This window comes from Streptomyces sp. NBC_01717, from assembly GCF_036248255.1.
Lineage (GTDB): Bacteria > Actinomycetota > Actinomycetes > Streptomycetales > Streptomycetaceae > Streptomyces.
Genome location: NZ_CP109179.1, coordinates 479,120 through 503,475 on the forward strand (window position 1 = coordinate 479,120; position 24,356 = coordinate 503,475).

General features: G+C 67.9%; 24 protein-coding genes and 3 pseudogenes. 17 read left to right on the forward strand and 10 right to left on the reverse strand.

Features of this window, described 5'->3' with window-relative positions:
• Positions 1-542: 542 nt before the first annotated feature.
• Positions 543-1,700, reverse strand: coding sequence for a hypothetical protein (locus tag OHB49_RS43930; protein ID WP_329167202.1), 1,158 nt, complete (start codon positions 1,698-1,700; stop codon positions 543-545).
• A gap of 583 nt (positions 1,701-2,283) precedes the next feature.
• Between OHB49_RS43930 and OHB49_RS43935 the strand changes: the two genes are divergently transcribed.
• Positions 2,284-2,547, forward strand: a complete 264-nt coding sequence (locus tag OHB49_RS43935; RefSeq protein WP_329167203.1) for a hypothetical protein — start codon at positions 2,284-2,286, stop codon at positions 2,545-2,547.
• Between the two features lie 575 nt (positions 2,548-3,122).
• On the opposite strand, the gene OHB49_RS43940 is transcribed toward OHB49_RS43935, so the two are convergent.
• Together OHB49_RS43940 and OHB49_RS43945 are read right to left on the reverse strand one after the other, a co-directional pair.
• Complete coding sequence (locus OHB49_RS43940) at positions 3,123-3,797, reverse strand: restriction endonuclease (RefSeq protein ID WP_329167205.1); 675 nt, start codon at positions 3,795-3,797, stop codon at positions 3,123-3,125.
• A gap of 1,198 nt (positions 3,798-4,995) precedes the next feature.
• Positions 4,996-5,322 (reverse strand): hypothetical protein, encoded by a 327-nt coding sequence (locus OHB49_RS43945; RefSeq protein ID WP_329167206.1) that lies wholly within the window; start codon positions 5,320-5,322, stop codon positions 4,996-4,998.
• A 427-nt stretch (positions 5,323-5,749) separates the two neighbouring features.
• On the opposite strand from OHB49_RS43945, the pseudogene OHB49_RS43950 reads away from it, so the two are divergent.
• The 7 genes and pseudogenes from OHB49_RS43950 to OHB49_RS43980 all read left to right on the forward strand — a co-directional run.
• Positions 5,750-6,096, forward strand: a pseudogene (locus tag OHB49_RS43950) (transposase); the annotation flags it as partial.
• Positions 6,097-6,259: 163 nt separating this feature from the next.
• Positions 6,260-6,674, forward strand: a pseudogene (locus OHB49_RS43955) (transposase); the annotation flags it as partial.
• 206 nt (positions 6,675-6,880) lie between these two features.
• Positions 6,881-8,545 (forward strand): sensor histidine kinase, encoded by a 1,665-nt coding sequence (locus OHB49_RS43960; RefSeq protein ID WP_329167207.1) that lies wholly within the window; start codon positions 6,881-6,883, stop codon positions 8,543-8,545.
• A gap of 4 nt (positions 8,546-8,549) precedes the next feature.
• Positions 8,550-8,960, forward strand: a complete 411-nt coding sequence (locus OHB49_RS43965; protein WP_329167208.1) for a roadblock/LC7 domain-containing protein — start codon at positions 8,550-8,552, stop codon at positions 8,958-8,960.
• Positions 8,957-9,328, forward strand: a complete 372-nt coding sequence (locus OHB49_RS43970) for a DUF742 domain-containing protein (protein WP_329167210.1) — start codon at positions 8,957-8,959, stop codon at positions 9,326-9,328. The genes OHB49_RS43965 and OHB49_RS43970 overlap by 4 nt, the downstream gene beginning before the upstream one ends.
• Complete coding sequence (locus OHB49_RS43975) at positions 9,309-9,920, forward strand: GTP-binding protein (protein WP_329167212.1); 612 nt, start codon at positions 9,309-9,311, stop codon at positions 9,918-9,920. The genes OHB49_RS43970 and OHB49_RS43975 overlap by 20 nt, the downstream gene beginning before the upstream one ends.
• A complete protein-coding gene (locus OHB49_RS43980; protein WP_329167214.1) occupies positions 9,917-11,185 on the forward strand; it encodes a cytochrome P450 in 1,269 nt (422 codons plus the stop codon). Before OHB49_RS43975 ends, OHB49_RS43980 begins: the two co-directional genes overlap by 4 nt.
• A 41-nt stretch (positions 11,186-11,226) precedes the next feature.
• On the opposite strand, the gene OHB49_RS43985 is transcribed toward OHB49_RS43980, so the two are convergent.
• A complete protein-coding gene (locus OHB49_RS43985) occupies positions 11,227-11,505 on the reverse strand; it encodes a hypothetical protein (protein WP_329167215.1) in 279 nt (92 codons plus the stop codon).
• A gap of 90 nt (positions 11,506-11,595) precedes the next feature.
• On the opposite strand from OHB49_RS43985, the gene OHB49_RS43990 reads away from it, so the two are divergent.
• Positions 11,596-11,718 carry a hypothetical protein gene (locus OHB49_RS43990; protein WP_267881606.1) on the forward strand — a complete coding sequence of 41 codons (123 nt, stop codon included), beginning with the start codon at positions 11,596-11,598 and terminating at the stop codon, positions 11,716-11,718.
• 27 nt (positions 11,719-11,745) lie between these two features.
• Here the strand turns inward: OHB49_RS43990 and OHB49_RS43995 are convergent.
• Positions 11,746-11,889, reverse strand: a pseudogene (locus tag OHB49_RS43995) (IS5 family transposase); the annotation flags it as partial.
• Entirely contained in the window at positions 11,877-12,242 is a 366-nt protein-coding gene (locus OHB49_RS44000) for an HNH endonuclease (RefSeq protein ID WP_329167217.1), read from the reverse strand. The gene OHB49_RS44000 and the pseudogene OHB49_RS43995, both read right to left, overlap by 13 nt.
• A gap of 736 nt (positions 12,243-12,978) precedes the next feature.
• On the opposite strand from OHB49_RS44000, the gene OHB49_RS44010 reads away from it, so the two are divergent.
• Both OHB49_RS44010 and OHB49_RS44015 read left to right on the forward strand, forming a co-directional pair.
• A complete protein-coding gene (locus OHB49_RS44010; protein WP_329167218.1) occupies positions 12,979-13,620 on the forward strand; it encodes a hypothetical protein in 642 nt (213 codons plus the stop codon).
• 144 nt (positions 13,621-13,764) lie between these two features.
• On the forward strand, positions 13,765-13,950 hold the full coding sequence (locus tag OHB49_RS44015; protein WP_329167220.1) for a type II toxin-antitoxin system RelE family toxin: 186 nt from the start codon (positions 13,765-13,767) through the stop codon (positions 13,948-13,950).
• 719 nt (positions 13,951-14,669) lie between these two features.
• On the opposite strand, the gene OHB49_RS44020 is transcribed toward OHB49_RS44015, so the two are convergent.
• Positions 14,670-14,825: a hypothetical protein gene (locus OHB49_RS44020; RefSeq protein ID WP_329167221.1), complete on the reverse strand. Its 156-nt coding sequence runs from the start codon at positions 14,823-14,825 to the stop codon at positions 14,670-14,672.
• A 142-nt stretch (positions 14,826-14,967) separates the two neighbouring features.
• On the reverse strand, positions 14,968-15,213 hold the full coding sequence (locus OHB49_RS44025) for a hypothetical protein (RefSeq protein ID WP_329167222.1): 246 nt from the start codon (positions 15,211-15,213) through the stop codon (positions 14,968-14,970).
• A gap of 926 nt (positions 15,214-16,139) precedes the next feature.
• On the opposite strand from OHB49_RS44025, the gene OHB49_RS44030 reads away from it, so the two are divergent.
• Positions 16,140-16,364, forward strand: a complete 225-nt coding sequence (locus tag OHB49_RS44030) for a hypothetical protein (protein ID WP_329167224.1) — start codon at positions 16,140-16,142, stop codon at positions 16,362-16,364.
• Between the two features lie 43 nt (positions 16,365-16,407).
• On the opposite strand, the gene OHB49_RS44035 is transcribed toward OHB49_RS44030, so the two are convergent.
• Complete coding sequence (locus OHB49_RS44035) at positions 16,408-16,785, reverse strand: hypothetical protein (protein ID WP_329167225.1); 378 nt, start codon at positions 16,783-16,785, stop codon at positions 16,408-16,410.
• Positions 16,786-16,814: 29 nt separating this feature from the next.
• Here OHB49_RS44035 and OHB49_RS44040 point away from each other — a divergent pair, with 29 nt between their 5' ends.
• The 5 genes from OHB49_RS44040 (at position 16,815) to OHB49_RS44060 (ending at position 22,793) form a co-directional block, all read left to right on the forward strand.
• Complete coding sequence (locus OHB49_RS44040) at positions 16,815-17,093, forward strand: hypothetical protein (RefSeq protein ID WP_329167226.1); 279 nt, start codon at positions 16,815-16,817, stop codon at positions 17,091-17,093.
• A gap of 236 nt (positions 17,094-17,329) precedes the next feature.
• Positions 17,330-18,673 carry an endonuclease domain-containing protein gene (locus OHB49_RS44045; RefSeq protein WP_329167227.1) on the forward strand — a complete coding sequence of 448 codons (1,344 nt, stop codon included), beginning with the start codon at positions 17,330-17,332 and terminating at the stop codon, positions 18,671-18,673.
• A gap of 917 nt (positions 18,674-19,590) precedes the next feature.
• The gene (locus OHB49_RS44050) at positions 19,591-20,268 is read left to right on the forward strand and encodes a GAP family protein (RefSeq protein ID WP_329167228.1); all 678 of its coding nucleotides are present in this window, start codon (positions 19,591-19,593) and stop codon (positions 20,266-20,268) included.
• Between the two features lie 229 nt (positions 20,269-20,497).
• Positions 20,498-22,549: a SpoIIE family protein phosphatase gene (locus tag OHB49_RS44055; RefSeq protein ID WP_329167229.1), complete on the forward strand. Its 2,052-nt coding sequence runs from the start codon at positions 20,498-20,500 to the stop codon at positions 22,547-22,549.
• 112 nt (positions 22,550-22,661) lie between these two features.
• Complete coding sequence (locus tag OHB49_RS44060; protein ID WP_329167230.1) at positions 22,662-22,793, forward strand: hypothetical protein; 132 nt, start codon at positions 22,662-22,664, stop codon at positions 22,791-22,793.
• 69 nt (positions 22,794-22,862) lie between these two features.
• Here OHB49_RS44060 and OHB49_RS44065 read toward each other — a convergent pair whose 3' ends face one another.
• A complete protein-coding gene (locus tag OHB49_RS44065; protein WP_329167231.1) occupies positions 22,863-24,350 on the reverse strand; it encodes a long-chain-fatty-acid--CoA ligase in 1,488 nt (495 codons plus the stop codon).
• Positions 24,351-24,356 lie beyond the last annotated feature (6 nt).

Below are 24,356 nucleotides of genomic sequence, written 5' to 3' on the forward strand. Positions count from 1 at the left end.
ACGGCCACCAGATCTGGCTGACAGCAATGGCCGCAGCCGACAAACCGTAGGAGCTTCACTCGGCCGAAGCCACGCGGCCCGGGTCAACCCAGCGCGTCGATCGCCTTCACGATCAAGGCCCGTGCATCCACTCCATACACGGGTCCGTCGTTGAGCGAGCGCCCACACAAGAGCTCACCGGTTCGAACTCCTTCGGACTAGGATCCTCACCCAGCCACGATCTGGACCACGAAATCCTTCTCGTCGAGCTGCCACCCTGCCGGGTACGTTCACCTTGTGTGCTACTACGCTGAGAAGCCCTACAAGCCGCTTTACGCATGCCGCATCGTGCTGCAGCGGCGTCGTATCAGCGCAGGTTGGTGGAACAGATCAAAGGCATTCGCACGACAGAAGACTTCGAGCTTCTGCTTGTCGATCGATTGCTGACGCTCGCCGGAACTGGCGGATCATTTTAGAGTAGTCCGCTCACTGGATTTCTGACCGATGGGCTATTCTTGTCGGTCCCAACGTCAGTTGTGGCCGAGGCCGTACCGTCCAGACCGCTAGAGCTCATCGATGCACACCCGCAGCAACGCGTTGAGAGCGGCAGCCTGCGGCAAGTCGTGCATAGTGATGACGTCGGCACTCGCGCGAATCTGCCGGTGCAGCACGTCGTCCGCCTGTGTCTTGAACTCCAGCAAGCGAGCCATGTACTTCTTATCGGTCCGGCTCCACGGGTAGTTGTTTGCGGCTGCCTCAAAGGACTTGTGCCCGAGAATTGGCGGAACATGGTCGATGACGGCCCGCAGCAGCGCATGGCACGAGTACGGGTGGTCGTCCTCGTATGCGTCATCCAGCTCCAGCAGCAGTTGCAGAAGCTTGTTCACATTCAGCGTGGTCTTGCCTTGTTTCGCGGCAAGCTCTGAGCGAAGTGCCTCATTGACATATCGCTTCGGTTCGGGCGGCGTCACAGCACGCGGAGTAATGGTGCCCGTGACGGTCGGCATACCAGCCGCCAACGTCTCTCCGATCTTAATCTTGCTACCGGAAGAGCCAAAAACCTGCGCCAGTGCAGGAGCCTGACTTTCCGGGATGATAAGGGTGTTGGCTGCCAAAGTAAGCTCAGTAACCCGCTCAACATAGCCTGGCAGATCGTCAACGTTTCGGTAGTCCTTGATCCACTTATGAAGCTCAAATTGCCAACCGCTGTGATTGGTGCCCCACGGCCGATGACCACGCCGCATCACGGGCTCACGCTCGAAAATACCCGGCAAAGCTGCCACAAACTCATCCGTGACAGCGGGAAAGTCCCGCTTAAAATCCTCCGAGGTGATGTATGCGGCCGTCGCTTGGTCGGGGGTCGGCCTGACGGCCCGCTGGCGCTTAACGAAGTACTGCAAGATAGAGATGAAGTTGTCGCCGAACAGGTGCCGCAACTCGGGGGCGTGGAGACCAGCGGCCACGGTAAGAGTCGGGCGGCTGTCATCTGCCAAGTGGGCCCGGTCATACCAACACAGGCCGTACCACGCACCAACGGGGCTGTTAGCCCCCACTACCGGCAGCGACTTCAGTACCTGTTCGGCATCGTCGTACCCCAGGTGATCCATCATCTGTTCAACGTAGCGCCAGACCGGCCACTGCCCACTCTTCAAGTAGGGCTCGGCCATGACCCTCAGCAGGGTGAGTTGGGCATCATCGAGCGGGTCTGTCAGGGCGGGCATGGTTGGTCCGATCTTGGAATGATCTACACAGATGCCCAGATGCTACGCCGCCCCACTGACAGTCAGCCACGAGACTGAACGTCGCTGATCAAAGCCGCGGGGCCGATGCCGATGGGAGGGCCGATTGCTGAGGCATGCCCGCTGTCAGTTCCCGGATCTCGTCGTGATCGTGCTGTCACGTAGTGGTGTTGGATCACCGAGAGGGGCACCGTCATGCGATTGCCTTCTCGAGGCCGCGGATGAGAGTCGGACCAAGTTGGCGGAGATGTCCTGCCGGTTTGCCCTAGACTCGACAGTCGCTCCCGGCGCGGGAGCCGAACTGGTGTGCGGGAAGGACTGATTGACTGTGCGGCACGAGGCGCCGATCTACGACCAGCTCGTCAGGGAGCTCGGCGACATCCCTGCGCAGGTCCAAAGCGAAGCCGAGCGCACCGCCCGAGATCTGGCGCAGGTCTTCCGGCCTGTGGCACCGCTGGCGGGCGGCCAAGGTCTCTATTTGGCGCAGCCATTCACCGCTGGTCAGAGGTAGCACCCGCATCTTGAGCGTGGCTCCTGTCGCCGGGCGCGGACCGGGGTGGCGCGGGTGTCGGCGGGGACCTCTGACTGCCCAAGCGGCGTACCGTACTCCTTCGCCGTCCACCTGCCCGATCAGGACTGGGTCGACTACACCCTGCGTGAGTACGGCGAAGGCCGCCCGTACGTGGCCGCGAAGGTCCCGGCGAAGTTCCCCAAGGGCGGCGGGGGCAAAGCCATTCCGACTCTGTGGGTCAAGTACGCGCAGCAGGTCGAAGACCCCGCCGACCCCGGGTACGTGCGGCTCTGCGGCCTCGGCCTGAACGGCGAGTGAGCCGCCCACACCGTCAGGCGCGGCTCCTGGGTCCGCCTCGGCGTCGACGTCGCAACCGCCGGGGGCGACGGTTCACCATCTACAGGTGCGTCGGAGACATCCTCGAGTACCGCCACCACTCCAGCAGCGGCGCCGAGAACGACAACCATCCGGAGCAAGTGATCCGGCCGCAGACCGGGCCCGCCCGGTACTCATCTGGCGCCGGGTCTTTTTCTCGTGCCTCGATGAAGTCCAGCAGCGTCTCCTCGCGCCGCAGCCCCTGTTCGATGAATGCACGCACCTGTGCCCGCACAGCCCCCACCCTTCACGCATGCCCTCGATGACGTCCCTCGGCCGCCCGATTAACCCGACACCGACGGGCGCCGAACAGCGGGCCCAACAGGTTCACGGCTGCCCGACTCTGAGGATGGCTCCGTACGGCTGCGAGTGAGGACTGACGCCGAACGTGCTCCTTGAGTTAGATCTGCCCACCAGGCAGCACCTGTGTGCCCTGACCGAAGGGGACCTGGGTGGCCCTTGTCGCAGATGACGTGGGGGGTGCCGGGCACGGGTACGTTGCGGATATTCCGGTGCTGTCAAGACAGAGAGTTCGGTCGTCGCGGAGGCGGGACAGCGCGCAGCAGCTCCCACAGCGGATGCTGTCCGCCGGCCCAGGTGGCGAGGGTTGCCCGGTCCACGAGGTGCAGGCGCTGTGACTTGGCGAAGTCCTGGGCGGGTTTGGAGAAGCGGCCGTTGGTGACCAGGACGATGACGTCGCCTTTATGGACGGGGCGTCCGGTGCCGTTGAGGACCTGTAGGTCCGGAGTTCCAATGGCGGCTCCGGCCAGGCCAGCGCGGCGGTGTTTGCATTGGATGACCCAGCGTCGGCCGTAGGGGTCGGTGGCCTTGACGTCGGCGCCGTTGTCTCTGGCGCCGCCGACCTGGACGGCGTCCGTGCAGCCGTCGCGGTACATCAGGTCGCGTACTGCGTGCTCGAAGTCGCGGTGGTGCAGCCGATCGAGGCGGGTCATCGGGTAGCGCAGCGTACGGGCGCTCGCCTGCCGCTGCCGGGCCTGCTGGATCCGGGTGCGCTGCCACAGGACAACGGCGGCGGCAGCCACCGCGAGGATGAGAGGGATGATCCAGAGATGCCCGGCCAGCCAGTGCAGCAGCCGGCCGACCACCCACAGGATGACGGCGACGAGCAGCAGGGCTTCCCCAGTGCGCAGTTGCCGGCGTTTGCGCGAACGGGACGGGCGTCGGCCACTCACCGGCTGCTCCGGTCCCACGGGATCGGGTAGGACATCGTGGGCCGTGGCCGAGGCGCCGGGACCTTGTTCCAGCCGGGGAACCTGACCGGATACACAGTAGAAGCAGGCCGGGGTAACTCGCTCTCCCCGCCACCACTGTGCGGGCCGCCGATCAAGGCGACCGCCACCCCAAACAGCACCAGGGTGGACATCTCCCGGCGGGCCCCCGCCGCCCAGCGCGAGTACCCCCGCACCTTCGTACCGTCCCGCCGTATATACCCGTTCACCCACGGCATTGCCGTCCCCCCTCCCCCACGGGCTGCGCCCCTTCGCGCAACCGACCCATCAAACCAGCTTCCACTGACAACACGTCAGGAGAAGGTCACTTTCGGTCACACAGGCCGCTGCGTTCGAACAGGGCGCCCTATTTCCGCCAGCGTTGCTCGGGCTTGCCGATCTGCAGCGACTCGGGGGGACAGGATGGCGCCGCCGATGCCAAGGCCTGCACCGATCAGAGTCCCCGCGATTCCTGCGATGGCTATCCAGCCGTTGGTGTCCACGGGCCCGGATTCTGCCCGATGTCCGTATTGGGACCGAGCGTGCGAGAGCCCCGACCTCTCGGGGGCGGTCGGGGTTCCGTGTCATCTACACCCCGCCAAGGGGGTACACCGGGCGTAGATGACCCTGTCTGCCTTCGGCCGCGGTCGGGCATCAGAACGGACAGGCGATCAGCGAGGGGTCAGCGAGTACGTCCGAGGCCGGTTCGTCGGTGGCGTACACGGCGCCTTGTGGACGTGGACCATGCCCCTTGGTAGGTCCGCACCGTGGATGGCGAGCTGCTGCGCCTCGTGGGGCGTCATGTACCGGTCCCATCGGTCGCAGATCAGCGGACTGCCCGCCAGGCCGGGCCGAGCCGCACGGCTGTGACACACGCGGCTCCGACCCGACATGCGCTGCACATCACGGTGTGGCCGAGAAGCGCGCGGTACGCGGCCTCCGCGCCCTGGGGTGGCTTGGTCAGTACGATCACGGGGCGTCCTTCCGACAGGAACGGGGGAATCAGCGAACTGAGAGGCGAACACGTCGACCAGGCGCGACCCGAGGTCGACCGCTGTTCCGGCGGATAACGTGACGCCGCACCACACGCAGCACACGCCACGCTGCTGCGCATCAGACAGTGACGCGAGTGGGGGCAGCTCCCGAGGAGCATCCACGGCCGTCAACAGAACGCCCCTGCGGGAAGCCTCAGGCCACTGCCGCCGAGGCCGAACGCTGCGCCGAGCGTGGCCGCATTCGTCAGCCGCCCCGTACCGTCCGGCTTCTCCAACCATCCGAGTCCGTCTAGGTACCGGTCGGCCGGCAGGCAGAGCAGCGAGCGTGCCTCGGGGTGGACCGTCAGCCGCGGCAGGTCGGCGAGAAGCTCCTCGGCACCGGGCGGCACGAGCCACCACGCACGGTCGGCGCCGGGGTGAACCAGGAGCGGGCCGAGCCGTTCGGGGCCGATGCGCTGCAGCGCGGCGACCGACGGACGGATGTCGGCCTCCACAGCGAGCCACAGCCGACCGCTCGGAAGTTAGCGAGTTCGCCGGCTGCCCATTTGCGTTGCACCAGCACAGGGTTCGGGGCGCAGGAAGCCAGCCAGTCTGTGCCCGGATTGCGTGTCCGTGAGGCCATGAACAGCACCGTAGGAGCGACGGTTGCGGTACCGCTTGGTGATTGCGCCGGATTGCAAATGCCGCCTGGCCGGTTGGCGGGGGTTGCTTATGAGAGGTCGAGAGTGGCCCTCGCGCGGCCGATCAGGCGCCGTGCCTGGGGGCCGTGAACCGCGCCGCCAGCTGTCGGGAGGTCACAGGGCCCGGCAAGAGTTGGCCCTCGCGGAGAGCACGGCGACTCAGACGATCCGGGGAGTGGAGGTCTCGCGGATTACGAGCGCCCGCGCCGGCGTCCACCTTGCTGCCGCCCTGGTCCAGTAGTTCGGAGACGACCCGACCCGATCTGCCTCCGCGAAAGCACGCAAGAACTACGCCGGGACCAGTCCTGTCACCCGTGCCTCCGGCAAGACCTGCACCATCCAGGCTCGCTACGTCCGCAATTACCGCCTCGCCGACGCCCTCCAACGTCAGGCGTTCTGCGCCCTGCAAGCATCCCCCGGCGCCCGCCGCTACTACGACAGCAACGCGCCCGCGACCTCGACTACAACCCCGCCCTACGCCAAGTCGGGAACCGCCTCGTTGGCATCCTTCACGGCTGCCTCAAGACCCGAACCCGCTACGACGAGGCGACCGCCTGGTCGCACCACGCACACCTCCAAGCCGCTTGACCTCTAACGGCATGGGGTGTCTGACACGCAAATGCCCGGGGCGGTCGTTCCGTCACCAGCGCCATACACCAGCCGCCCGCCCCGGGCACCGCTCCCCCTTCCACACCCTCACCACGGGGGTCGGACCAGGTATCCCCGCTACCGGCGCTCCCGCGATCAGGCGTTTCGCGAACATCGGGACTTCGAAGTGATCACCAGCATGCCGGGCCTGGGCGTGATCCTCGGTGCCGAGTTCCTGGCCGCGACCGGCGGCGACATGAGTCTCTTCGGCACTCCTGACCGCCTCGCCGGCTTCGGCGGCGTTGCTCCCGTGCCCCGCGACTCCGGCAAGATCAGCGGCAACCTCCGCCGCCCGCGCCGCTACAACCGCCGACTCCAACGAGTCTTCACATCTCCGCGTTGTTCAGCATCCGTCACTGCGAGGACTCCCGCCGGTTTTTCGAACGCAAGCGAGCCGAGGCAAGCGCCACATCCAGGCCGTCCTCGCCCTGGCCCGCCTCCGGGTCAACGTCATCTGGGCCCTCCTGCGCGATGGACGGACTTACGAAGCCGTGCCGCCCACCGTTCTCGCAGCTTGACAAACAGCATTAGGAATCAATCGGAGCGTGACTCGATACGCACTGGTATGCGGAGGGGGTTGATCGTTTTGATCGAAAACCCCGATAGGCTCCCCTGTGGCGCTGCGAGTCGACGCGAACGCACTCGGTCGTCTCGAGCTGTGTGCTCGACGCGTACGGCGCCTGCACACCCCCCTGTTCGATCGTATTGCTTTCGAAGGATGCAGATGGAATTAGCCACTCCGCCCCCGGCGGCGCGGGCACCGGGCGCCTGGTACAGCTGGTGGCTGATGCCGCTCGCTTTAGGAGCAGGAACCGTCGCCACCGCGGTCGCGGGACCCGACCAGGTCCAGATACCCGCGACGTTCGCCGGTGCCGCGGCCACGGCGGCCAGCGCCGTCTGCGTACGGCTCCTCGTCCGCACCCAGTCCCAACTGCGCCGCGCCGACGGCGACTTCCGCACCTCACAGGCTGAGCACTCCCAGCAGTGGCAGCAACATGTGGCAGGACTTGAACGTAAGTACGCGGCCAAGCGCTCCGGCCTGGACGCACAATTGGACAAGCAGGCCAAGACCTTCGAGGCTCGCCTCGCGGAGCAGACGCGGGCCCACGAGACCGGCATGACCGCGCAGACCCACGCGGCACACGAGCAACTCTCCCGTCAGCAGGCCGTCGTGGGAAGGCTTGGTGACACCTACCTCCCCGAGGCGCTGAAGCGGTTGCGGGACGGCGAGGCCATCGACGACATCCTGTTGGAAGTCGGCCATGAGACGGATGCCGGCCCGGAGTTGCGCGCCGGGTTGCGCAAGGTCCTGCGGACCGCGCTGATAGGCGTGGAAGAGGAGTTCGACCGTTCCACTTCGGCCGAGCAGGCAGTGGTCAGCATCGGCAGCCGGATCCATGTGCTGACCAGCAAGCTGCGCGGACGGCTGCACGAGATGCAGGGCGAGCACGGGCGGCTGCCCGCGGTGGCCCAGGGCCTCATGGAGCTGGACCAGGAGATCGGCCCTGCCGACTGTCTCGCTGCCAGCATCGGCGTACTCGGCGGTTCGGACCGGCCCGGACGCCAGTGGCAGGAGCCACAGCGACTGCTCAGCGTCGCCCGTGGCGGCATCGGCCGCATCAAGGACTTCGACCGCGTCCAGGTCCGTCACCTGCCCGAACTCGGCGTCGACGGCGGCCTGGTGGACCATCTCACGCTGATCTTCGCCCACCTCCTGGACAACGCGGCGCGTTACTCGCCGCCCACCGAGCCCGTGGTCGTCTCCGGCAAGGAGGTCCCCAACGGCGTCGGCATCGAGATCCAGGACGCGGGCAAGGGCCTGAGCGACGAGAAGAAGCGCGAGGCGGAGCAGTCCCTCGCGGGCACCTCGAAGGGCCCCGGCCTCGGCGGCATCTCGGAGGACGCGAACCTGGGCCTGCGCGTGGTGGGCACCCTGGCACGCCGCTACGGCATCCGAGTCACCTTCGCGGACTCGCCCTGGCTCGGCACCTCGGTGGTCGTGGTGGTGCCGCACAAGTACTTCAGCCCATTGCCCGCCGCCGTCACGGAGCCGGCCCCGACAACCGCGGTGGGGTCCTCGACCGGCCGCGAGCCGATCCAGATCACGGCCGTGGAGATCACCGACGCGGTGGACACCACTCCCGGTGGACTGCCCAGGCGCCGCAGCATCCACAACGACATCGCGGGACCGCAGTCCAGGGCCGCTGAGCGCAGCGAAGAAAGCGTGGCCGCCGTGCCGCCCGACGCGTCCTTCACCGGCCTCGCCGCCTTCGCCACGGCCGGACAGGCAAGCGGCCCACCGCGCGAGAACACCGCGGACCGCGCCCAGGCCACGGACGCCGAGACCGCTGCCGGACGCGAGTCCAACCGCACTGAAGAGAGCTACTAGTCCCATGACGCAACAGGGAGCCGATGTGAGCTGGGCGCTCCGCGATCTGACGGAGAGCATCAAGGAGATTCGTTTCGCCCTTGTGGCATCGAGTGATGGTAAGGCGATCACTTCGTATGGTGCCGAGGACCCCGATGATGTGGACCGGTTCGCGGCTGTGGTCGCGGGGTTGCAGGCGTTGGCCCAGCCGGTGGCCAAGCAGTTCCCCAAGTACGCCGGGCAGCTGCGGCTCGCGATGATCGAGGTCGACGGGGGTCACTTGTTCGTGGTGCGGGCGGGTGTGGAGACGTATCTCGGGGTGCTGGCGAGGGAGGGCCTTGACCAGGGTCTTCTGGGTCATCAGATGAGGGATCTGGCCCGCAGGATGGGCGAGCTCCTCGGCACCACTCCGCGCCTGGACGAGCACTCTGGATGAGTGCTACCCGCCGTCTAACGGACCCGTCCGGTCTTGAGCGCTACTACGTCCTTACCGGTGGCCGCAGCGGGCCGGGCGGTTCCGCGGCGAGTCTTGACGTGGCGACTCTTGTCGTTGCGCGCGCCGCAGCCGTACCCGGCATGCAGCACGAGCACGAGGGGATACTCCGACGCTGCCGCGATCCGCTGTCGGTGGCCGAACTCGGCGCCCATCTCGGATTGCCCTTCAACATTCTCGCGGTGCTCCTGGCCGATCTGCTGGACGCAGGCCGCGTCGAAGCCCGCAATCCCATCCCGGCGTCAGGCGCCGGCCGCGGGCCCGACCTCGCGCTCCTTGAGAAGGTACTCAGTGGACTTCAAAGGCTTTGACCATCCCGACCAGAGGTCGGGCGGCGGCACCCGCTCGGTGAAGGTGATGATCGCCGGCGGGTTCGGCACCGGAAAGACCACCATGGTGCGCTCGGTCAGCGACATCGAGCCGCTCACCACCGAGGAGACGCTGACTCAGGCCAGTGTCGGTGTCGACAACCTGATCGGCGTGGCGGACAAGACGCAGACCACCGTCAGTCTGGATTTCGGGAAGATCGGTATCAACGACGAGTTGGTGCTTTATCTGTTCGGGACGCCGGGCCAGGAGCGGTTCTGGTTCCTGTGGAACGGTCTGTTCAAGGGGGCTCTGGGGGCGGTGGTGTTGGTGGACACGCGTCGTCTGGCGTCGAGTTTCAGGGCGATCGAGGAGATGGAGCGGCAGGGCGTTCCGTTCGTCATCGCGCTGAATGTTTTCCCCGATTCCAAGGAGCATCCGATCGAGGAGATCCGTGACGCCCTGGACATCTCTGCGCACACCCCGATCGTGGCCTGCGATGCCCGGGACCGGACCTCGAGCCGTGACGTCCTTGTCGCGCTGATACGCCATCTGAAGGAACGCTCCGCCACCGCTGCTGCTGTGGAGCCCCGATGACCGACCAGCTCACCAACGGCTCCTCCGCCCCCCGCGGGTGCCCTGTCGCGCATGGCGGCGCCGGCGATCTCGCCCGGCTGTACGGGGCGGACGCGGCACTGGACCCGCACGGCATCTACGGGCGGCTGCGCAAGGAGCACGGGGCGGTGGCGCCGGTACTCCTTGAGGGCGACGTCCCGGCGTGGCTGGTCCTGGGCTACCGCGAGAACCGGCGGGTGCTGGACAACCCCCGCCAGTTCAGCAGGGATTCGCGTATCTGGCGGGACTGGAAGGAAGGACGCGTTGAGGCCACCTCGCCGCTGATCCCGATGCTGGGCTGGCGCCCCGACTGCGTGTCCCAGGACGGTGAGCCGCACCGCAGGCTGCGTGGAGCGGTCACCGACAATCTGCAGACCCTCGCCGGCCGCGGCATCCGCCGCCATGTCACGCACTTCGCGAACAAGCAGATCGACGCGTTCGCCGACGCGGGCAGCGCCGACCTGGTGGGCGACTATGCCGAGTACCTGCCGATGCTCGTACTGACCAGGCTGTTCGGTCTCCCGGCGGCCGAGGGGCACAACCTTGCCGTCTCCTGTGCTCAGGTCATCAAGGGCGGTGAGGGAGCTCTTGCCCACAACGACCGGATCATGGAGATCCTCGGGGAGCTCGCCGAGCGCAAGCGCTCCGAGCCGGGCTCCGACTTCACCACCGGGCTGCTCGGACACGAAGCAGGCCTCGACGACGACGAGATCCTCAGCCATCTGCGCCTGGTGCTGATCACCGCGCACACCACCACCAGCAATCTGCTGGCCCGGGTGCTGCAGCTGATCCTCACCGACACCTCCCGGCTCGCGGGACTGGTGAGCGGACAGCTCAACATCACCACGGTCGTCGAAGAGGTGATGTGGAACACCCCGCCGCTCGCCGTCCTGCCCGGGCGCTTCGCCACCGCCGACCTCGAACTGGCCGGTCACCACATCAAGGAGGGCGACCTGCTGGTGCTCGGGCTCACCGCAGGCAACCTCGACCCGGAGATCCGTCCCGACACCGGGGTCTCCATCCAGGGCAACCAGTCGCACCTCGCGTTCAGCGGAGGGGCGCACGAGTGTCCGGGCCAGAACATCGGCCAGGCCATCATCGAGACGGCCGTCGACGTCCTGGTGCACCGGCTGCCAGGACTGCGCCTCGCCGTGCCGGCCGACGACCTCACCTCGACCGCCTCCACCTGGGAGGCACGCCTGGACAGTCTCCCGATCCAGTTCGCCGCGCAGACCTCTGGGGTCTGACCAGCACAGACCACTGGAGGTCGGGAGTGTAAAACTACCTTTTAGCCGAGGCGTTCCAGGATCCACTGGAGCCCGCCACCGTAACTGACGACGGCGCGGCTGCCCTGCGTGGTCAGGTGGCCCAGCTCGCCCCGGCCCGAGGGCGATGGCGACCGGCCCTTCCGAGGCCTCGCCCTGATCGTCCACCGGTCGGGCTGGCGCCCGCACTCGTCGACCCACACCGCCGGCGGGTAGATCCGGATCGGCGAGAGCGCCAGGCAGCGGCCTTCACCACGCGCCTCGACGATCTGGGCCAGACCGTGCAACACGCGGCCAGCCACTTTGTCCTCACCCCCGTTGGGCAAGGACGGTGGTCAAGTTGTCTTCCGGGGCCGACTGAGTCTCACGGGCGATGGGGGGCCGTCCGGGAAGTGGCCGACACCCAGATCCTGTTCGACCTCGCCGACCCGCCGCCACCGATTGCAAGCGATGGAACATGGGTCGAGGTCCGTGTGGAGCGGAACAGCGTCAGCCTGTGGCCTTACCTGCTGTGATTCAGAGGAGTCCGGCTCTGTCGCCGTTCAGCTGTCCCGCCAGTTGTGGGTTGATTCACGGGTGAGTCTGCGGCTCTTGAGGTCGATCATCGCGACGCGGATCATGGCTTCGGAGCGGTGACGATGGGTCTCGTATTCTCGGGACGGGCGGCGATGGTTCATGAGCCAGCCGGTTGGGTCGGCCGCGCGGTGAGGTGCTCGCCGTGGGGCGAATCCTGTTCCGCGCGGCCTCCCGCCGAACCGGACATGACGGTTTCCCGGTCATCCGGCTCTCCAGTGACTACTGCGTGAGCGATCTGGCTGGCCGTTCTGAAATGGATGCGATCGTGGCAGACGTCGCAGGCCACGACCGTTTTGCTTCGTCGGTGAAGCATGACGCGCGCCCAGTCGGAAGGCTGCCATCCGGCATGTGCGAGGTTGGTGAGAGCGCGGACATGGTGCACCCGCACGTTGCCCTTGCTTCCGCAGATCTCGCAGGTATCCGCCAGAAGTCTCGCGATGAGTTCCTTCTGCGGAAAGTCCACCCGGACCGGCTTGCGGTCGGTGAGTTCCGCCGCTCGCTGCCCCGGGCGCCGGTCAGCATCTTGTCGAGCTGCGCCGGTCCGCAGGTGCGCTCATCCACGCCTTCGGGCCGGTTCCTGTTCCACACGTGGGTCTGCTTCGACTTGGCACAGCACTCGTTCCACACCCATCGGCACCGGTCCCACTGCGCCAACAGCGCGGCGCACGCGGTGGACGACACACGCAGACGAAACCCCGCCCGCCTGCACCTGCGTCGTCACGACCTCAACCTATCCGGGAGGTATGACAGTTGAGAACTCTTGATGATCGCAGGCGCCCTCACCACCGTCCGGGGTGACTGAATCGCCCTGACGGCAATTCAGCTACCTCCGCCCTGCTCCACAGGAGTCCGATCCCTCCCCGCCCGAAACGACGGGGCATCCTCGGAGGTATCCAGTGGACGGTCCCCGGAGTGGCCTAACCGCTCCCTTCGAACCTCTGTTGCATTATATTCGGGCCAAGTCACCATTTCCCAGGCCGCTTTGTGGCATACCTGCGAGTCCGGTCCGACTACGGGGAGGGGCAGCGAGTGAGTGACGGGGGCGCCGGGTTCGGCAGGGTCGAGGCCGGCGCGCAGTTGGCAGTGCGGGTCTTCGAGGGTAGGAGCGGTGGGGCTGGGAGTACGTGGATCCGCCGGCCCTGATTCCGCACCACTTGGCGAACAAGCCTCCGGTGTGGACGGAACCGTACGACCAAGAGGTGCGCCGGCTGGAGGCCGCGACCGGGCAGAAAAACGGCAAGGGCATCGGGTGCGCCATAGCCCTGATGCTCCTCGTCGGCCTCTTCATCAGTGCGCAGTACGGCGTCGTGCTGCTGATCACCGTGATCGCGATCATCGTGACCCCACATGCGCGGGTCTCCGCCGCCCGCGGCGCGGCACAGCGCCGGCGCGAACGGCTGTGGAGCGACCACCAGCAGATGGTGGAGCACTGGCGAAGGCTCGTAGCCGAACACGAGGCACAGCATCGCCTCCGCTCCGCGGAGATCGATCTCTGGTATCCACTGCGGCTGGAGTCCAGGCCGAGCCGCATCGATGTGTTCGGCGGGACCGGGAACGGCTGGGCCAGTCTGCTGGCCACCGTCGGCGGCCCGCTGCTCGGCAGCGGGCAGGCCGTGCCGGGTCGCGCGGAACAGGGGGTCACCTCCCAGACCGCACGGCCAGTCAGGCGAGCGGCCACATTACGGCAGCTCAAATGCCCTGCCATTCATATTCGTTGTCATGCGACGACCACTACGGGCCCCGTTCTGGCGGGAGGCCAGCGCCGTGCGGGCCCGGTGGTCGATCTCGATGAGGTGGGGGGCGACAAAGCCGTGGTAGTCCGCTTTGCTCCTGGTCGGTAGATCCCGCCAGCCGGTGATGCGGCGACAGCAGTGGCACGCACCGTACCGGCAGCGGGCGGCGAAGTATTCGACCGAGTAGTTCCGCATCGCATAGTCGAAAGTGTTCTCCTCACTGGCGACTATGGGTGCGCGGACGACGAAGTCGTGCGCAGCGCTGGAATTGAGGCGGATCCCGACGGAGTGTGGCTGCCTCGCGACGAACCGAGACCCGAGGGCGCGTTCAGCAGTACCGACATGCTGCGCATCCACGTCGGGGTCTACCGCGTGATGTGCGAGATCGGCGACCAGCAGATCCGCGTCAGCGTCGTCCACCTCGGACGCCTGCGCTGAAGCACAACCGAATGGGACGGCCTCCGTGGGAGGCCGCCCCAGTACGTCACGTGATGTCCGTCGATGGCGGGGGTCTCAACGGGGCCGTCGGTGCATCCATCCCTTCTGGCCACCGGTGGGGACGCTGCTCGGCCGACGCGGCCCATGCGGCGACGGGCTCGCGGCCTGGTACTGCGGCCTCGGGCTGTCGCCGTACACCGCCTGGTGAGGGAGCCTCCGATACCGGATGCGGCGAGACCGCCCTCGTGTCCGGCGATGTCGAAGCGGTTGGCGGTCTTGGAGCCGGGGCGCAGCTGGATGCCGAGGTCGTCGCCCCACGCCTCGATGGCGTCGCGGATCCACCGGCCGTGCTCATCGGCGAGGGACGCGGTGTAGGAGCCGATGATGACGCGGCGTTCGGGGAACTTGCGCAGGCACCACAGGGTGCCCAGCGGGAGGCGCGTCGGGACTTGCCCTGCCGTGGCGGCCTGGTGAGCATGACGCGGTCCGCCCGGCCGGCTGCCATGTCGATCCATGCGGAGTCGATCAGGTTGAGGTGGGGGGCCTGCGCGCGGCGGTTGGTGAGGACGGCGGCGAGGGCGCCCGGCAAGGCGTCCATGGCCATGCGGCGTTCGGCACGGGCCAGGAGGAGGCGCAGCCCCGGTGAGGCTGCGGCCACCATCTCGCGCTGCACGGCGGGGAGTTACACCCGGTAGGCGGCGACCAGCTGGGCTTCGCGGTCATTCGGAGCCACGTGCGGCCTCCTCTGCGATCCCGATGAGGGCTTCGAGCTCGTCGAGCGTGACGTTGGTGATCTCGATCGCTGCGCCGTCGGCGCCGGTCACCTCGGTCTTGTTGCGCCGGTCCAGACCGAGGAGGCGGGCGCGGCGCTCCATGATGCGCAGGGCCCGGTCGATCGCGGCGAGTTGCCCTCCTTGACGGCCTGCCGGTAGGCGATGAAGAACAGCCGGTCCACGCGGGCGTTCTCGACCTCGCGCAGGTCGTCGGCCTTCGCGTCCAGGTCGGTGCGCCGCTCCTTCAGGGCTTCGCGGACGTCCTTGCACGCGGCCTGGATGAGCTGGGTGTCGGTGGGTGGTTCCTGGCCTTTGCGGTACCGCTCGATGCCGACCCCTGGGGGTAGGCAATGTGGTCGGTGTTAGTCGCCGGGTCGGCGGCGAGCTTGCGGGCGAGGGTGAGCCAGTCCACGCCGGCCAGGCGCATGTCGATCGCATCCGCGCGACGCTGCGAGTTGGCGGCGGGCGTGGCCTTGTCGAGGCGTCCCACGGGGCGGCGGTCCTGCCGGTTGCGCCCCCGCGCCCCACCCACATGATCCCGTATGGGGTCGACTGAGGTCGGCCCGAGGCGACTCGGGCGGTTTCACCGAATCCCGGCGCCCAGGTTCATCCCGGACATACATTGTGCGTGTGCAGACGACGCCCGCCTCCTCCTCAGCGCCCCAGGCGCTGCCGTCGGCGCCGTACGTCCCAGTTCTCGGCATGCTTTCGGAGGCCCGGGACCTGAACGGTCTGTTGGCCAAGTACAGGGCGGCCCCCGCGGAGGCGCAGACTCCCCGGGAGACTTTGACGACCCTCTGGCAGAGGATCTTCGCCAAACTGTCTGGCTGGGCCCGGGATCGGGACAGCCTCGACCCTATGGGAAGAGACCAGGGAACGGCCGGTGTCGACCTCGATGACTGGGTACGCGAGGGTCTCGACATTGTCTGTTTCCCCGCTGGGGGAGGCAAGACTGAGGCAACCTATTTCCTATTGCAGTGCAAGGCCCTCAGATTTGACCGGGTGCTTCCCTCCTGCGGCAACCCCCGGTTGTCCGCTCGCCCTGAGCCGCTTGAATCGGCGAGGCCAGCACCATCCAGGAGTGAGCTTCCGGCGATCAGTGGCTCGCAACTGATCAGGGCCATCGACCTGTTCACTTCGCTGCAGGGCCTGAAAGACTCGCTCGCGCGATGGCGTACGGCCCACCTGCCCGTCACGGGTGAAGCACGGCCCCCGTTGCCGGAGAGATCCGAACCGCTGGCCCTTGCCTGCGGTGTGCGCCGTCTCGCCGTCCCCCTCGTTCCTCGAGCACCGGGGCCGGGCCTTCCCGGCATTGGCGTTGCCATGAGGGACACGGGCGGCTTGGGCACCCCACCGGGGGTCTTGAGAGCGGCCTGAGCGCGTGTCCCCGACCGCTTGGGTTGGAAGGACTCGAACGTGCTGGAACACCCGGTGATCGCTGCGGCTGTGGCCCTGGAAGGCCTGGGCCTGCTGCTGTTGATCGCAACCCGGCTGGTGCATGAACTGACTGAACTCGTGGGTGCGGCCAAGCGGCTGCGCTCCGCCTGGCGTGCGCCTGCGGAGGAGCTGCAGCAGGCGCGCCCGCCGCGGCGGCTTTCCAGGGCCCGCCGGCGTGAAAGGGCGGCTGGGGACCGGGACTGATCCGAGCAGGGCGGGGCAGTGTGATGCCGCCCCGCCCTGCGGGTCAGATGAAGCTGAGCTGGTTCGGGTCGCCCGCGGGCGGCTCGGGCGGCATGGGCGGTGCGTCGGGGGCGTCGCGGTTGGCATCGCCGACGATCCGGTAGATCGTTAATTCGTCGCCGCCGTCGGCCGCGATGTCCACGCCGAGGCGTACCCAGGAGCCGCGCTTGACGGTGTGGGTGGCGGTCTCCCCCTTGAGCCCGAGGTCGCACAGTCGGATCCAGCCGGGCCCGTTGGGGGCGTCGTTCTTCTGGGCGTCCTCAACCCAGGTGACGGGGATGCCTTTGCCACCGCCGCCCTTGGGGAACCGGGCATACACCTTCGCTTCGACGTACGGGTGATCTTCGCCGTACTCGCGGATCGTGCGGTCCACCCATTCCATGTCCGGCAGGTGGAGCGCGAGGAGTGCACATGGTGCTCGCCACCCGGGACGGGCATGTGCTGCACCAGTTCCCCTACAGCGAGCAGCTCATCTCCCGTAGTCCGGAGGGCTGGGCGTCGGTCGCTCCCGACTGGAGGCCGGCTCCCGCGCCGCAGCCGGGCGGCGAACTGGTGCCGCCTATCCAGGCCGCGGTGAACTTCTCCTTCACCCCGATCGAGCTGGACCACGCCGACCCGTTCGGCGTCACCGTCGTGCTGATGGAAGAGGGCGGCTACAGCGTGCGCCTGACCGAAGCATGCGCCCGCTGAGCCCGTGGCACGCACCTTTGACGACGACGCGGACTCTGTTGCTCCATTCGTCTGGGCTCGGGGACCGCTGATGCGCGAGGGCGACTTGCCCGGTTCTTGACGTTCTGGTCGTGAGGCTACGCGCACGGGAGGTGCTGACGAACCAGATACTCAGGAATACGGAGTTGCGGGCGGCGGCCCAACTGACCGAGGCGCTTGGGACCAGTTGCTACGTTGCAGGCCGTTAGCCTGTCGGTATGTCAGAGCGTGTCATGCCCGGTCGCACGGACGGCCTGATCACCCTGGTTGCCGCGGACGCTCTGTGGGTCGATTTGACGGCCGCCAGTGCTGTGCCGACGGCTTCTGGGGCATTCACCTGCTCGCCTGCCCGTGCCCGGGTGGGGTACGTCCTGCTCGGCAGCCATGTGGTGGCGACGGTGAGGGCCAGCGGCGATCAGTGGAGTGTTCCGGAGGTTGAGGTGCGCCGAGCGGCCGCGGAACTGAACGCGGTGGGGATGGATCGGCAGGACCTGGTCCGCATCGGTCCGTTTCGTAGGGCACCGAGGCAGGAATGCAACAAGGAAACGCCGCTGCGTTGGCGCCAGCGCATCACAGGGGAACTGCAGGATCTGGGCGGCCCCGAGCGGGCAGCACGACGTGAAGTCGGCCGGCCGTACCATCTGGCAGGGATCGACTGGCGACAGATACTCGTGGAGCAGACCCGCGACGGGACGCAGCGCACGTGGTGGCTGCCGCGCGCTGCGGTCAGGCTGCTGGACGCGGCCGAGCACGCCGAAACGCAGTGGGTGCAAGCCACGCGGACCCACCAGGCAAGCGCAACCGTCACCCAGCCGCCCTCCCACCCCCGGCAGGCCCGAGACACCGGCCGTCGGCAGACGACGAGCCCCGACGGCCCCACCACCTCACTGCGCCCGTACAACAAAGAGCTGGAAGGCCAGCTGTACTCGGTGCTCAGCAGGAAGCCCGCTACCTCCCGCAAGGTGGCCGGGTGGGCGTGCGCCGTCTGCCGCACCGCGCCCGCCACCGTGCTCGACCACTGCCACGAACACGGCTACGTCCGCGCCCCCGTCTGCCATTCCTGCAACACACAAGAACGCCCCGACCACCTGTACAGCAACGACATCCGCGTAGCGAACCGCTACACACGCCTCTTCCACACCGACACCCACGACTGGCTCCGCCACTGGCACCGCTGCCCCGGCTGCCGCGCACGCACCACCCTGCCCCTGCCGCACCTCGCCGCATGGACCGCCCACATAGCCTGCCGATCGCTGCGCCCCACCCACCGCGCCCCCCGCGGGCGCAAGCCCTGCGGTGTCCTGCACGTGTCCTGGACGGGCAGTCAGAACGCGCCCCGTTCCTGCCTGCTCACGGTCGCCGTCGACTTCTGCCCCTCCGGCGAGCACCGTGTCCTAACAAGAGTCCCCTACCGCGAAGCCGCCGAGCGGTTTCGCACCTGGTTGGCCGAGACGGCCCCTGCCGTGGCCGCCGCGGCCGGTCCTGACCGCCTGGACGACCTCCCCGCCCAGTTCCGGCCAGTCATCGCGGACACCAGCGGCAAGGACCTAGAACTGTTTTGAGCGGGCACCGGGAGACCTGACACCGTTCCTAGCTAGCGTCTCGGGCGCTGCCTCAGCCTCCGACGGTGACGGGTCGGCGCCCTCGGCAGCAGCCAGCACCGCCGCGACCGTACGGCGCGGGCGCCGTACGGGACCAGCGGGTCGACCCGGACAATTGAGTTGACCCGCCGAGCATGGAGCTGGCCTGCGGGCCGCCAGTCACTGGCACCACAACCGGCCGTCCGTTTGCTCGCCGTGAACTCGCAGCGCCCCAGGCTCTGCACACCGAAACGACTCAGTAGGGCGCTGGAGCGGGAGTCCTGGATCCGCAGCTGCCGTGCGTGCGCCTCTGCCGGAGTCGACCTCATGGCCTGGAGGTCCGTTTCGGCCACGGGCCGGTCCGCATATGCCAGCACTGGCAAGCCGAGCTTCCGGCGACTACCGCCTGTCACGGGTGGTCGTTGTCGCAGGTCAGCCAGTTGGCTTGGACAGGGAGTCGCGACACGAGGACCTCGAGAGCATAATCGCGTGTTCGATTTCTGTTCGCCTCGCACCACCGGCCACGCACGGTCCGTGCCCGATAGACCGTAGGGACGTGCCTTGTCCGTCAGGGTGCCGAGCGAAGGCAGCCTCGGGTGCCGGCTTGCCGTCCAGTTCCGGGAAGGCAGCAATGATGGTGGCCGGCAGGCCAAGGCCAAGGTCCTCGCGTCCTGAGAAGCTCCCGAGGACAGATCCGGAAAGGCGCAGGAAGATGGAACTGGGACGTGCCGAGTACGTCGTTGGCGCCGTTCTCGGGCAGCCTCTTTCGCGCGGCTGTGAGGACAGTGGCGCAGCCGATCGCACAACAACCCGTTGCGCCGCTGAGGCGGCCGTGGCGCCCGCTCGCCCCCAAGCCCCGCTCAACTGGATCGCCACCCTGACCCCACACGGAGGCAACCATGGGCGAAGTTCTCGGTGACGTCCTGGGTTTCGCCGCCGCCGTCGCGGTCAGCCCGCTCCCGATCATCGCCATCATCCTCATACTCGCCACGCCTCAGGGACGCCTTAACGGAGTCCTCTTCACCGTCGGCTGGATTGCGGGACTCTCGGCACTGGGCGCGGTGATGCTGGCGATCGCTTCCCCCGCAGGCGGCTCCTCCCACAATCACCCGGCCACCTGGGTGGGAGCCCTCAAGCTCGCCCTGGGCCTGTTCCTCGTCCTCTTCGGCGCCCGGCAATGGCACCGACGCCCGAAGGATCCCTCACAAGCCAAGCTGCCGAAGTGGATGAGCGCGATCGATCGCCTCACGCCGATCAAGGTCTTCGCACTCGGACTGGCCCTGGCCGCGCTCAACGCCAAGAACGCCCCGCTGACCATCGCCGCAGGCGCCGCGATCGGCTCAGCCGGACTGCCGGTCGGGCAGCAGATCGCATCGATGGCAATCTTCGTCCTGATCGCCACCCTCGGCCTTCTGGCCCCACTGGGAGTTTTCCTACTCGGCGGAGAGCGAGCCAAAACCACGCTCGGCAATTGGAAAAACTGGGCAGCCCAGCACAACGTCGCCGTGATGGCCGTCCTGTTCTTCGTCCTCGGATTGAAACTGCTCGGAGACGGCATCTCCATCCTCACCTCCTGACGGGCTTACCCACGCGCGGCGGTGTGGTCCGATCACAGACGTGCAACAGAGAAGGTCGGCGGAGCGGCTTCGGGCTGGAGCTGCTTTGGGCGAGTGATCATGGCTCCGCAAGCTGCCGGCGCGTCGGGCGGTGGGGTGATGTCAGGCAACCGGGCGGTGGTGTCGCCGCGCTGAAGGGCGGCGTGTCGTTGATGCTGGCTGTCATCGCGCGAAGGAGGCTGTCGTAGGCATGGACTCTGGCTTCGATGCGGCGATTCTGCACGCGCTGTTCACTCAGCCATCCATCGGCCTGCATGTACTGGATCCGGAGCTGCGGATCGTGCGCTTCAACTTTGCCGCGCCCGGTGTCCAAGGCCTCGACCTGAGTGACGCGGTCGGCCATACCTGGCGCGAGCTGGGATTTGGTGCGGACGATGTGGAGACCATGCTGCGCACGGTGCTGGAGACGGGCGAGGCGGTGACCAATTTCCGGTACCGGGGCCGTCTGGCCGTCTGGGGCGGTGTGGAGAAGGTGTTGTCGGTCTCGGCATTCCGTCTTCAGGACGCCGAGGGGGGCACGCTGGGGGTGGCCGGCACGGTGGTGGATATCACCGAGCGGGATCGCGCTGAGCAGCGCCTTCAGTTGCTGTACCGGGCCGGTGAGCGGATCGGGAGCAGCCTGGATGTGTTCCGTACGGCGCAGGAACTCGCCGATGTCGCCGTGGCCGACCCGGCCGACCTGGCCGACCTGGTGACGGTCGGTGTCCTCGATTCCGTGCTGCACGGCGAGGCGCCGCGCCCGGGACCGTTGATCGACCCGGTCACCGTGCGCCAGGCAGGCGTCCGAGCAGTGGAGGCGATCACGGTTCCGGCCATGTTCGAGATCGGGAATGTCAGGGTGATTCCCCGGGGCACCCCGTATGCGCAGGCCCTCAGCGACCTGCGGCCCCGGCTCGTCCGTCAGCTGAAGGCCGACGATCCGTGGCTGGTCCGCCATCCCGCGCATGCCGAGAGCGCGCGTAAGGCGGGCGTACACTCGCTGATCGCCGTCCCGCTGGTCGCGCGCGGCGTGGTGCTCGGCATGGCGAGCTTCTACCGCGGCCCCGGATCACTGCCCTTCGACGACGCCGACCTCGGCGTCGCCACCGATGTGGTGGCCCGGGCCGCGGTGTGCGTCGACAACGCCCGCCGCTACACCCGTGAGCGCACGATCGCCCGCCTCACCCAGCGCACCCTGGTGCCCGACCGGCTGCCCTCGCAGACCGCCGCGGAGACCACGTTCACCTTCCTGCCGGTGGCCTCCAGCGGCGTCTGGTACGACGTCATCCCACTCTCCGGTGCACGCATCGCGCTCGTCGCGGGCGACGTGTCCGGCCACGGCCTGCACACCGTAACCACGATGGGCCGGCTGCGCACGGCAGTCCGCGCCCTGGCCGCGATGGACCTGCAGGCCGACGAACTCCTCGAACACCTCCACGCCCTGACCGAGCAGCTCGCCCGTGAGCACCCGCCTGTCGAGAACTCCGACGAGTCGGAGCTGACGGCGACCTGCCTCTTTGTGATCTACGACCCGGTCACGCGCACCTGCACCCTGTCCCGGGCGGGACATCCTGCACCCGTCCTGGCCCTGCCCGACGGCAGCATCCACGTCATCGACGTCCCAGCGGGGCCGAACCTGGGACGCGGCGTGGCCTCCTACCGGTCCACCAGCGTGGACCTGCCCGAGGGCAGCATCCTCACCCTCCACAACGCGGAACTCCTGCAGGACACCGATCAAGACCAGCTTCCCGCCTTCCAGAACGCCTTCAGCACACCCACGGGCCTGACCGGCCACCTGCAGGACATGTGCGACGCCCTGATGACCTCACTGCTCCCCGACAACCCCACCGACGACGCCCTGCTCCTGCTGGCCCGCACCCACTCACTCGGCCCGGACCAAGTGGCCTCCTGGACGCTGCCCAACGACCTCGAGAGCGCCGCCGAAGCCCGCCGCCTGGTCACCGGCCAGCTCACCGACTGGAACCTCGACGACCTCAATTTCAGCACCGAACTGATCGCCAGCGAACTGGTGACCAACGCCGTCCGCTACTCCACGGGGCCGACAGAACTCCGGCTGATCAACAACCGTGCGCTGATCTGCGAAGTCTCCGACACCAGCAACGCCGCCCCCCAGCTGCGACACGCGGAGGACGACGACGAAGGCGGTCGCGGCCTGTACCTGGTCGCGCAACTGGCCCAGCACTGGGGTACCCGCCGCACCGGACGCGGCAAGACCATCTGGACTGAGCAAGCCCTGCCTTGACGCCCCACAACCGTGCGTTGCTGGGGGGTCGCGGTACAGCGCTGCTGTAACGCTGTGCTCAGAACAGGAAACGACGGAGCTGCTCCACTGGCTGTTCTGACCAGGGAGGTTGGTGACGGGGGACGCGCTGACCGGTGTGCTGCGCGAGGACCCGGGCTTCGACGACCGGATGCTCTGTGCCTGTGGGCAGAGCGCTTCCTCGGATGAAGCGGTGAGCAGCGGCCGGACAGACGGCAGGGCCTGACACCGGTGCGCGTGGTTGCCGCGCACCGGTGTCAGGCCCCGGAGCGTCGGACGGCTGCCGGGGCCCGGCTCAGCGGGCCTCGGGGGCGGCTATCTGCCGCTTGAGGATCTTGCCGGTGGGCCCCTTCGGGAGAGCGTCCACCAGCCAGACCCAACGCGGGTACTTGTACCCCGCCACCCGGTCGCGGACGAAGTCCCGCAGTTCCTCCGCGCTCGCCTCAGCTCCCGGTCGCAGGGCGACCGCCGAGGCGACCTCCTCGCCGAGTGTGGGGTGCGGGATGCCGATGACGGCGGCCTCGGCCACGGCGGGGTGCTCGTACAGGACCTCCTCGATCTCCCGCGGGTAGACGTTGTAGCCGCCCCGGATGATCAGGTCCTTCTTGCGGTCGACGATGAAGTAGTAGCCGTCCTCGTCGACGGTGGCGAGGTCGCCGGAGCGCAGCCAGCCGTCCACGATGGTCTCGGCGGTCGCCTCGGGGCGTCCCCAGTAGCCGGCCATGATGTTGTGGCCGCGCACGCACAGTTCGCCGACGCCGGTCTCGGTGTCGGGGTCGAGGAGGCACATCTCGACGCCCTCGATGGGGGTGCCGACGGAGCCGGGCTTGCGGGGCCGGTCGGGGTGGTTGAAGGAGACGACCGGGGAGGTCTCGGACATGCCGAAGCCCTCCAGGATCGCGCATCCGAAGGCGTTCTCGAAGCTGTGCAGGAGCTCGACGGGAAGGGAGGCCGCGCCGGAGACGCACAGGCGCAGTGACGATGTGTCGTACTTCTCCGTACCGCGCTGGTACTCGGCGAGCACGGCGCCGTACATAGTCGGCACGCCTTCGAAGACGGTGACCTGCCGCTGCTCGACGGTGTGCAGGGCCTGGGCTGCGTCGAAGCGCGGAAGCAGGGTGAGCCGGGCGCCGCCGCAGACCGCGGCGTTCATGGCGCACGACTGCCCGAAGGCGTGGAACAGCGGCAGACAGCCCATCATGACGTCGTCGGGGGTGAGCCGCAGCAGGGTACGTGCGCTGATCTCGGCGTTGCGCGCCATGTTGGCGTGGGTGAGCATGGCGCCCTTGGGCATGCCGGTGGTGCCGGAGGTGTAGAGGATGACGGCCAGGTCCGCGTCCTCCCGGGGCACGACCGGCGCCGGGTGCGGGTGCCCGGCCAGCAGCTCCGCGAGGCCACCGGGCACGATCGGCACCACCGGCGTCCCGGTGGTCTTGGCGCCGGCCTCGGCCTCGGTCGCCACGTCCGCCCAGGCGAGCAGCAGCGCCATCCCGGAGTCGCGCACCTGGTGCGCGATCTCGCGCTCCTTGAGCAGGGAGTTCATCGGCACCACGGCGGCGCCGGCGCGCAGGATGCCGTAGTAGAGGACGGGAAACTCGATGAGGTTCGGCAGGATCAGGCCCACCCGGTCCCCGGGGACGACGCCGCGGGCGGCGAGGAACGCGGCGACCCGGCCCGAAAGTACGTCGAGCTCGGTGTAGGTGAGCCCGTGGTCGCCGAGTTCGACCGCGCGGCGGTCGCCGTGCTCGTCGGCGGCGCGCGCGAGGAAGTCGTTGAGGTTCATGGTTCG

Bases quoted from the DNA above. Each gene is read 5' to 3' on its own strand.
- OHB49_RS43960 (WP_329167207.1), top strand. From the start codon at position 6,881: ATGGAATTAGCCACTCCGCCCCCGGCGGCGCGGGCACCGGGCGCCTGG.
- OHB49_RS43930 (WP_329167202.1), bottom strand. From the start codon at position 1,700: ATGCCCGCCCTGACAGACCCGCTCGATGATGCCCAACTCACCCTGCTG.
- OHB49_RS43965 (WP_329167208.1), top strand. From the start codon at position 8,550: ATGACGCAACAGGGAGCCGATGTGAGCTGGGCGCTCCGCGATCTGACG.
- OHB49_RS44055 (WP_329167229.1), top strand. From the start codon at position 20,498: ATGGACTCTGGCTTCGATGCGGCGATTCTGCACGCGCTGTTCACTCAG.
- OHB49_RS44035 (WP_329167225.1), bottom strand. From the start codon at position 16,785: ATGGAATGGGTGGACCGCACGATCCGCGAGTACGGCGAAGATCACCCG.
- OHB49_RS44045 (WP_329167227.1), top strand. From the start codon at position 17,330: ATGTCAGAGCGTGTCATGCCCGGTCGCACGGACGGCCTGATCACCCTG.
- OHB49_RS43980 (WP_329167214.1), top strand. From the start codon at position 9,917: ATGACCGACCAGCTCACCAACGGCTCCTCCGCCCCCCGCGGGTGCCCT.
- OHB49_RS43970 (WP_329167210.1), top strand. From the start codon at position 8,957: ATGAGTGCTACCCGCCGTCTAACGGACCCGTCCGGTCTTGAGCGCTAC.
- OHB49_RS44065 (WP_329167231.1), bottom strand. From the start codon at position 24,350: ATGAACCTCAACGACTTCCTCGCGCGCGCCGCCGACGAGCACGGCGAC.
- OHB49_RS44040 (WP_329167226.1), top strand. From the start codon at position 16,815: ATGGTGCTCGCCACCCGGGACGGGCATGTGCTGCACCAGTTCCCCTAC.
- OHB49_RS44050 (WP_329167228.1), top strand. From the start codon at position 19,591: ATGGGCGAAGTTCTCGGTGACGTCCTGGGTTTCGCCGCCGCCGTCGCG.
- OHB49_RS44020 (WP_329167221.1), bottom strand. From the start codon at position 14,825: ATGGAGCGCCGCGCCCGCCTCCTCGGTCTGGACCGGCGCAACAAGACC.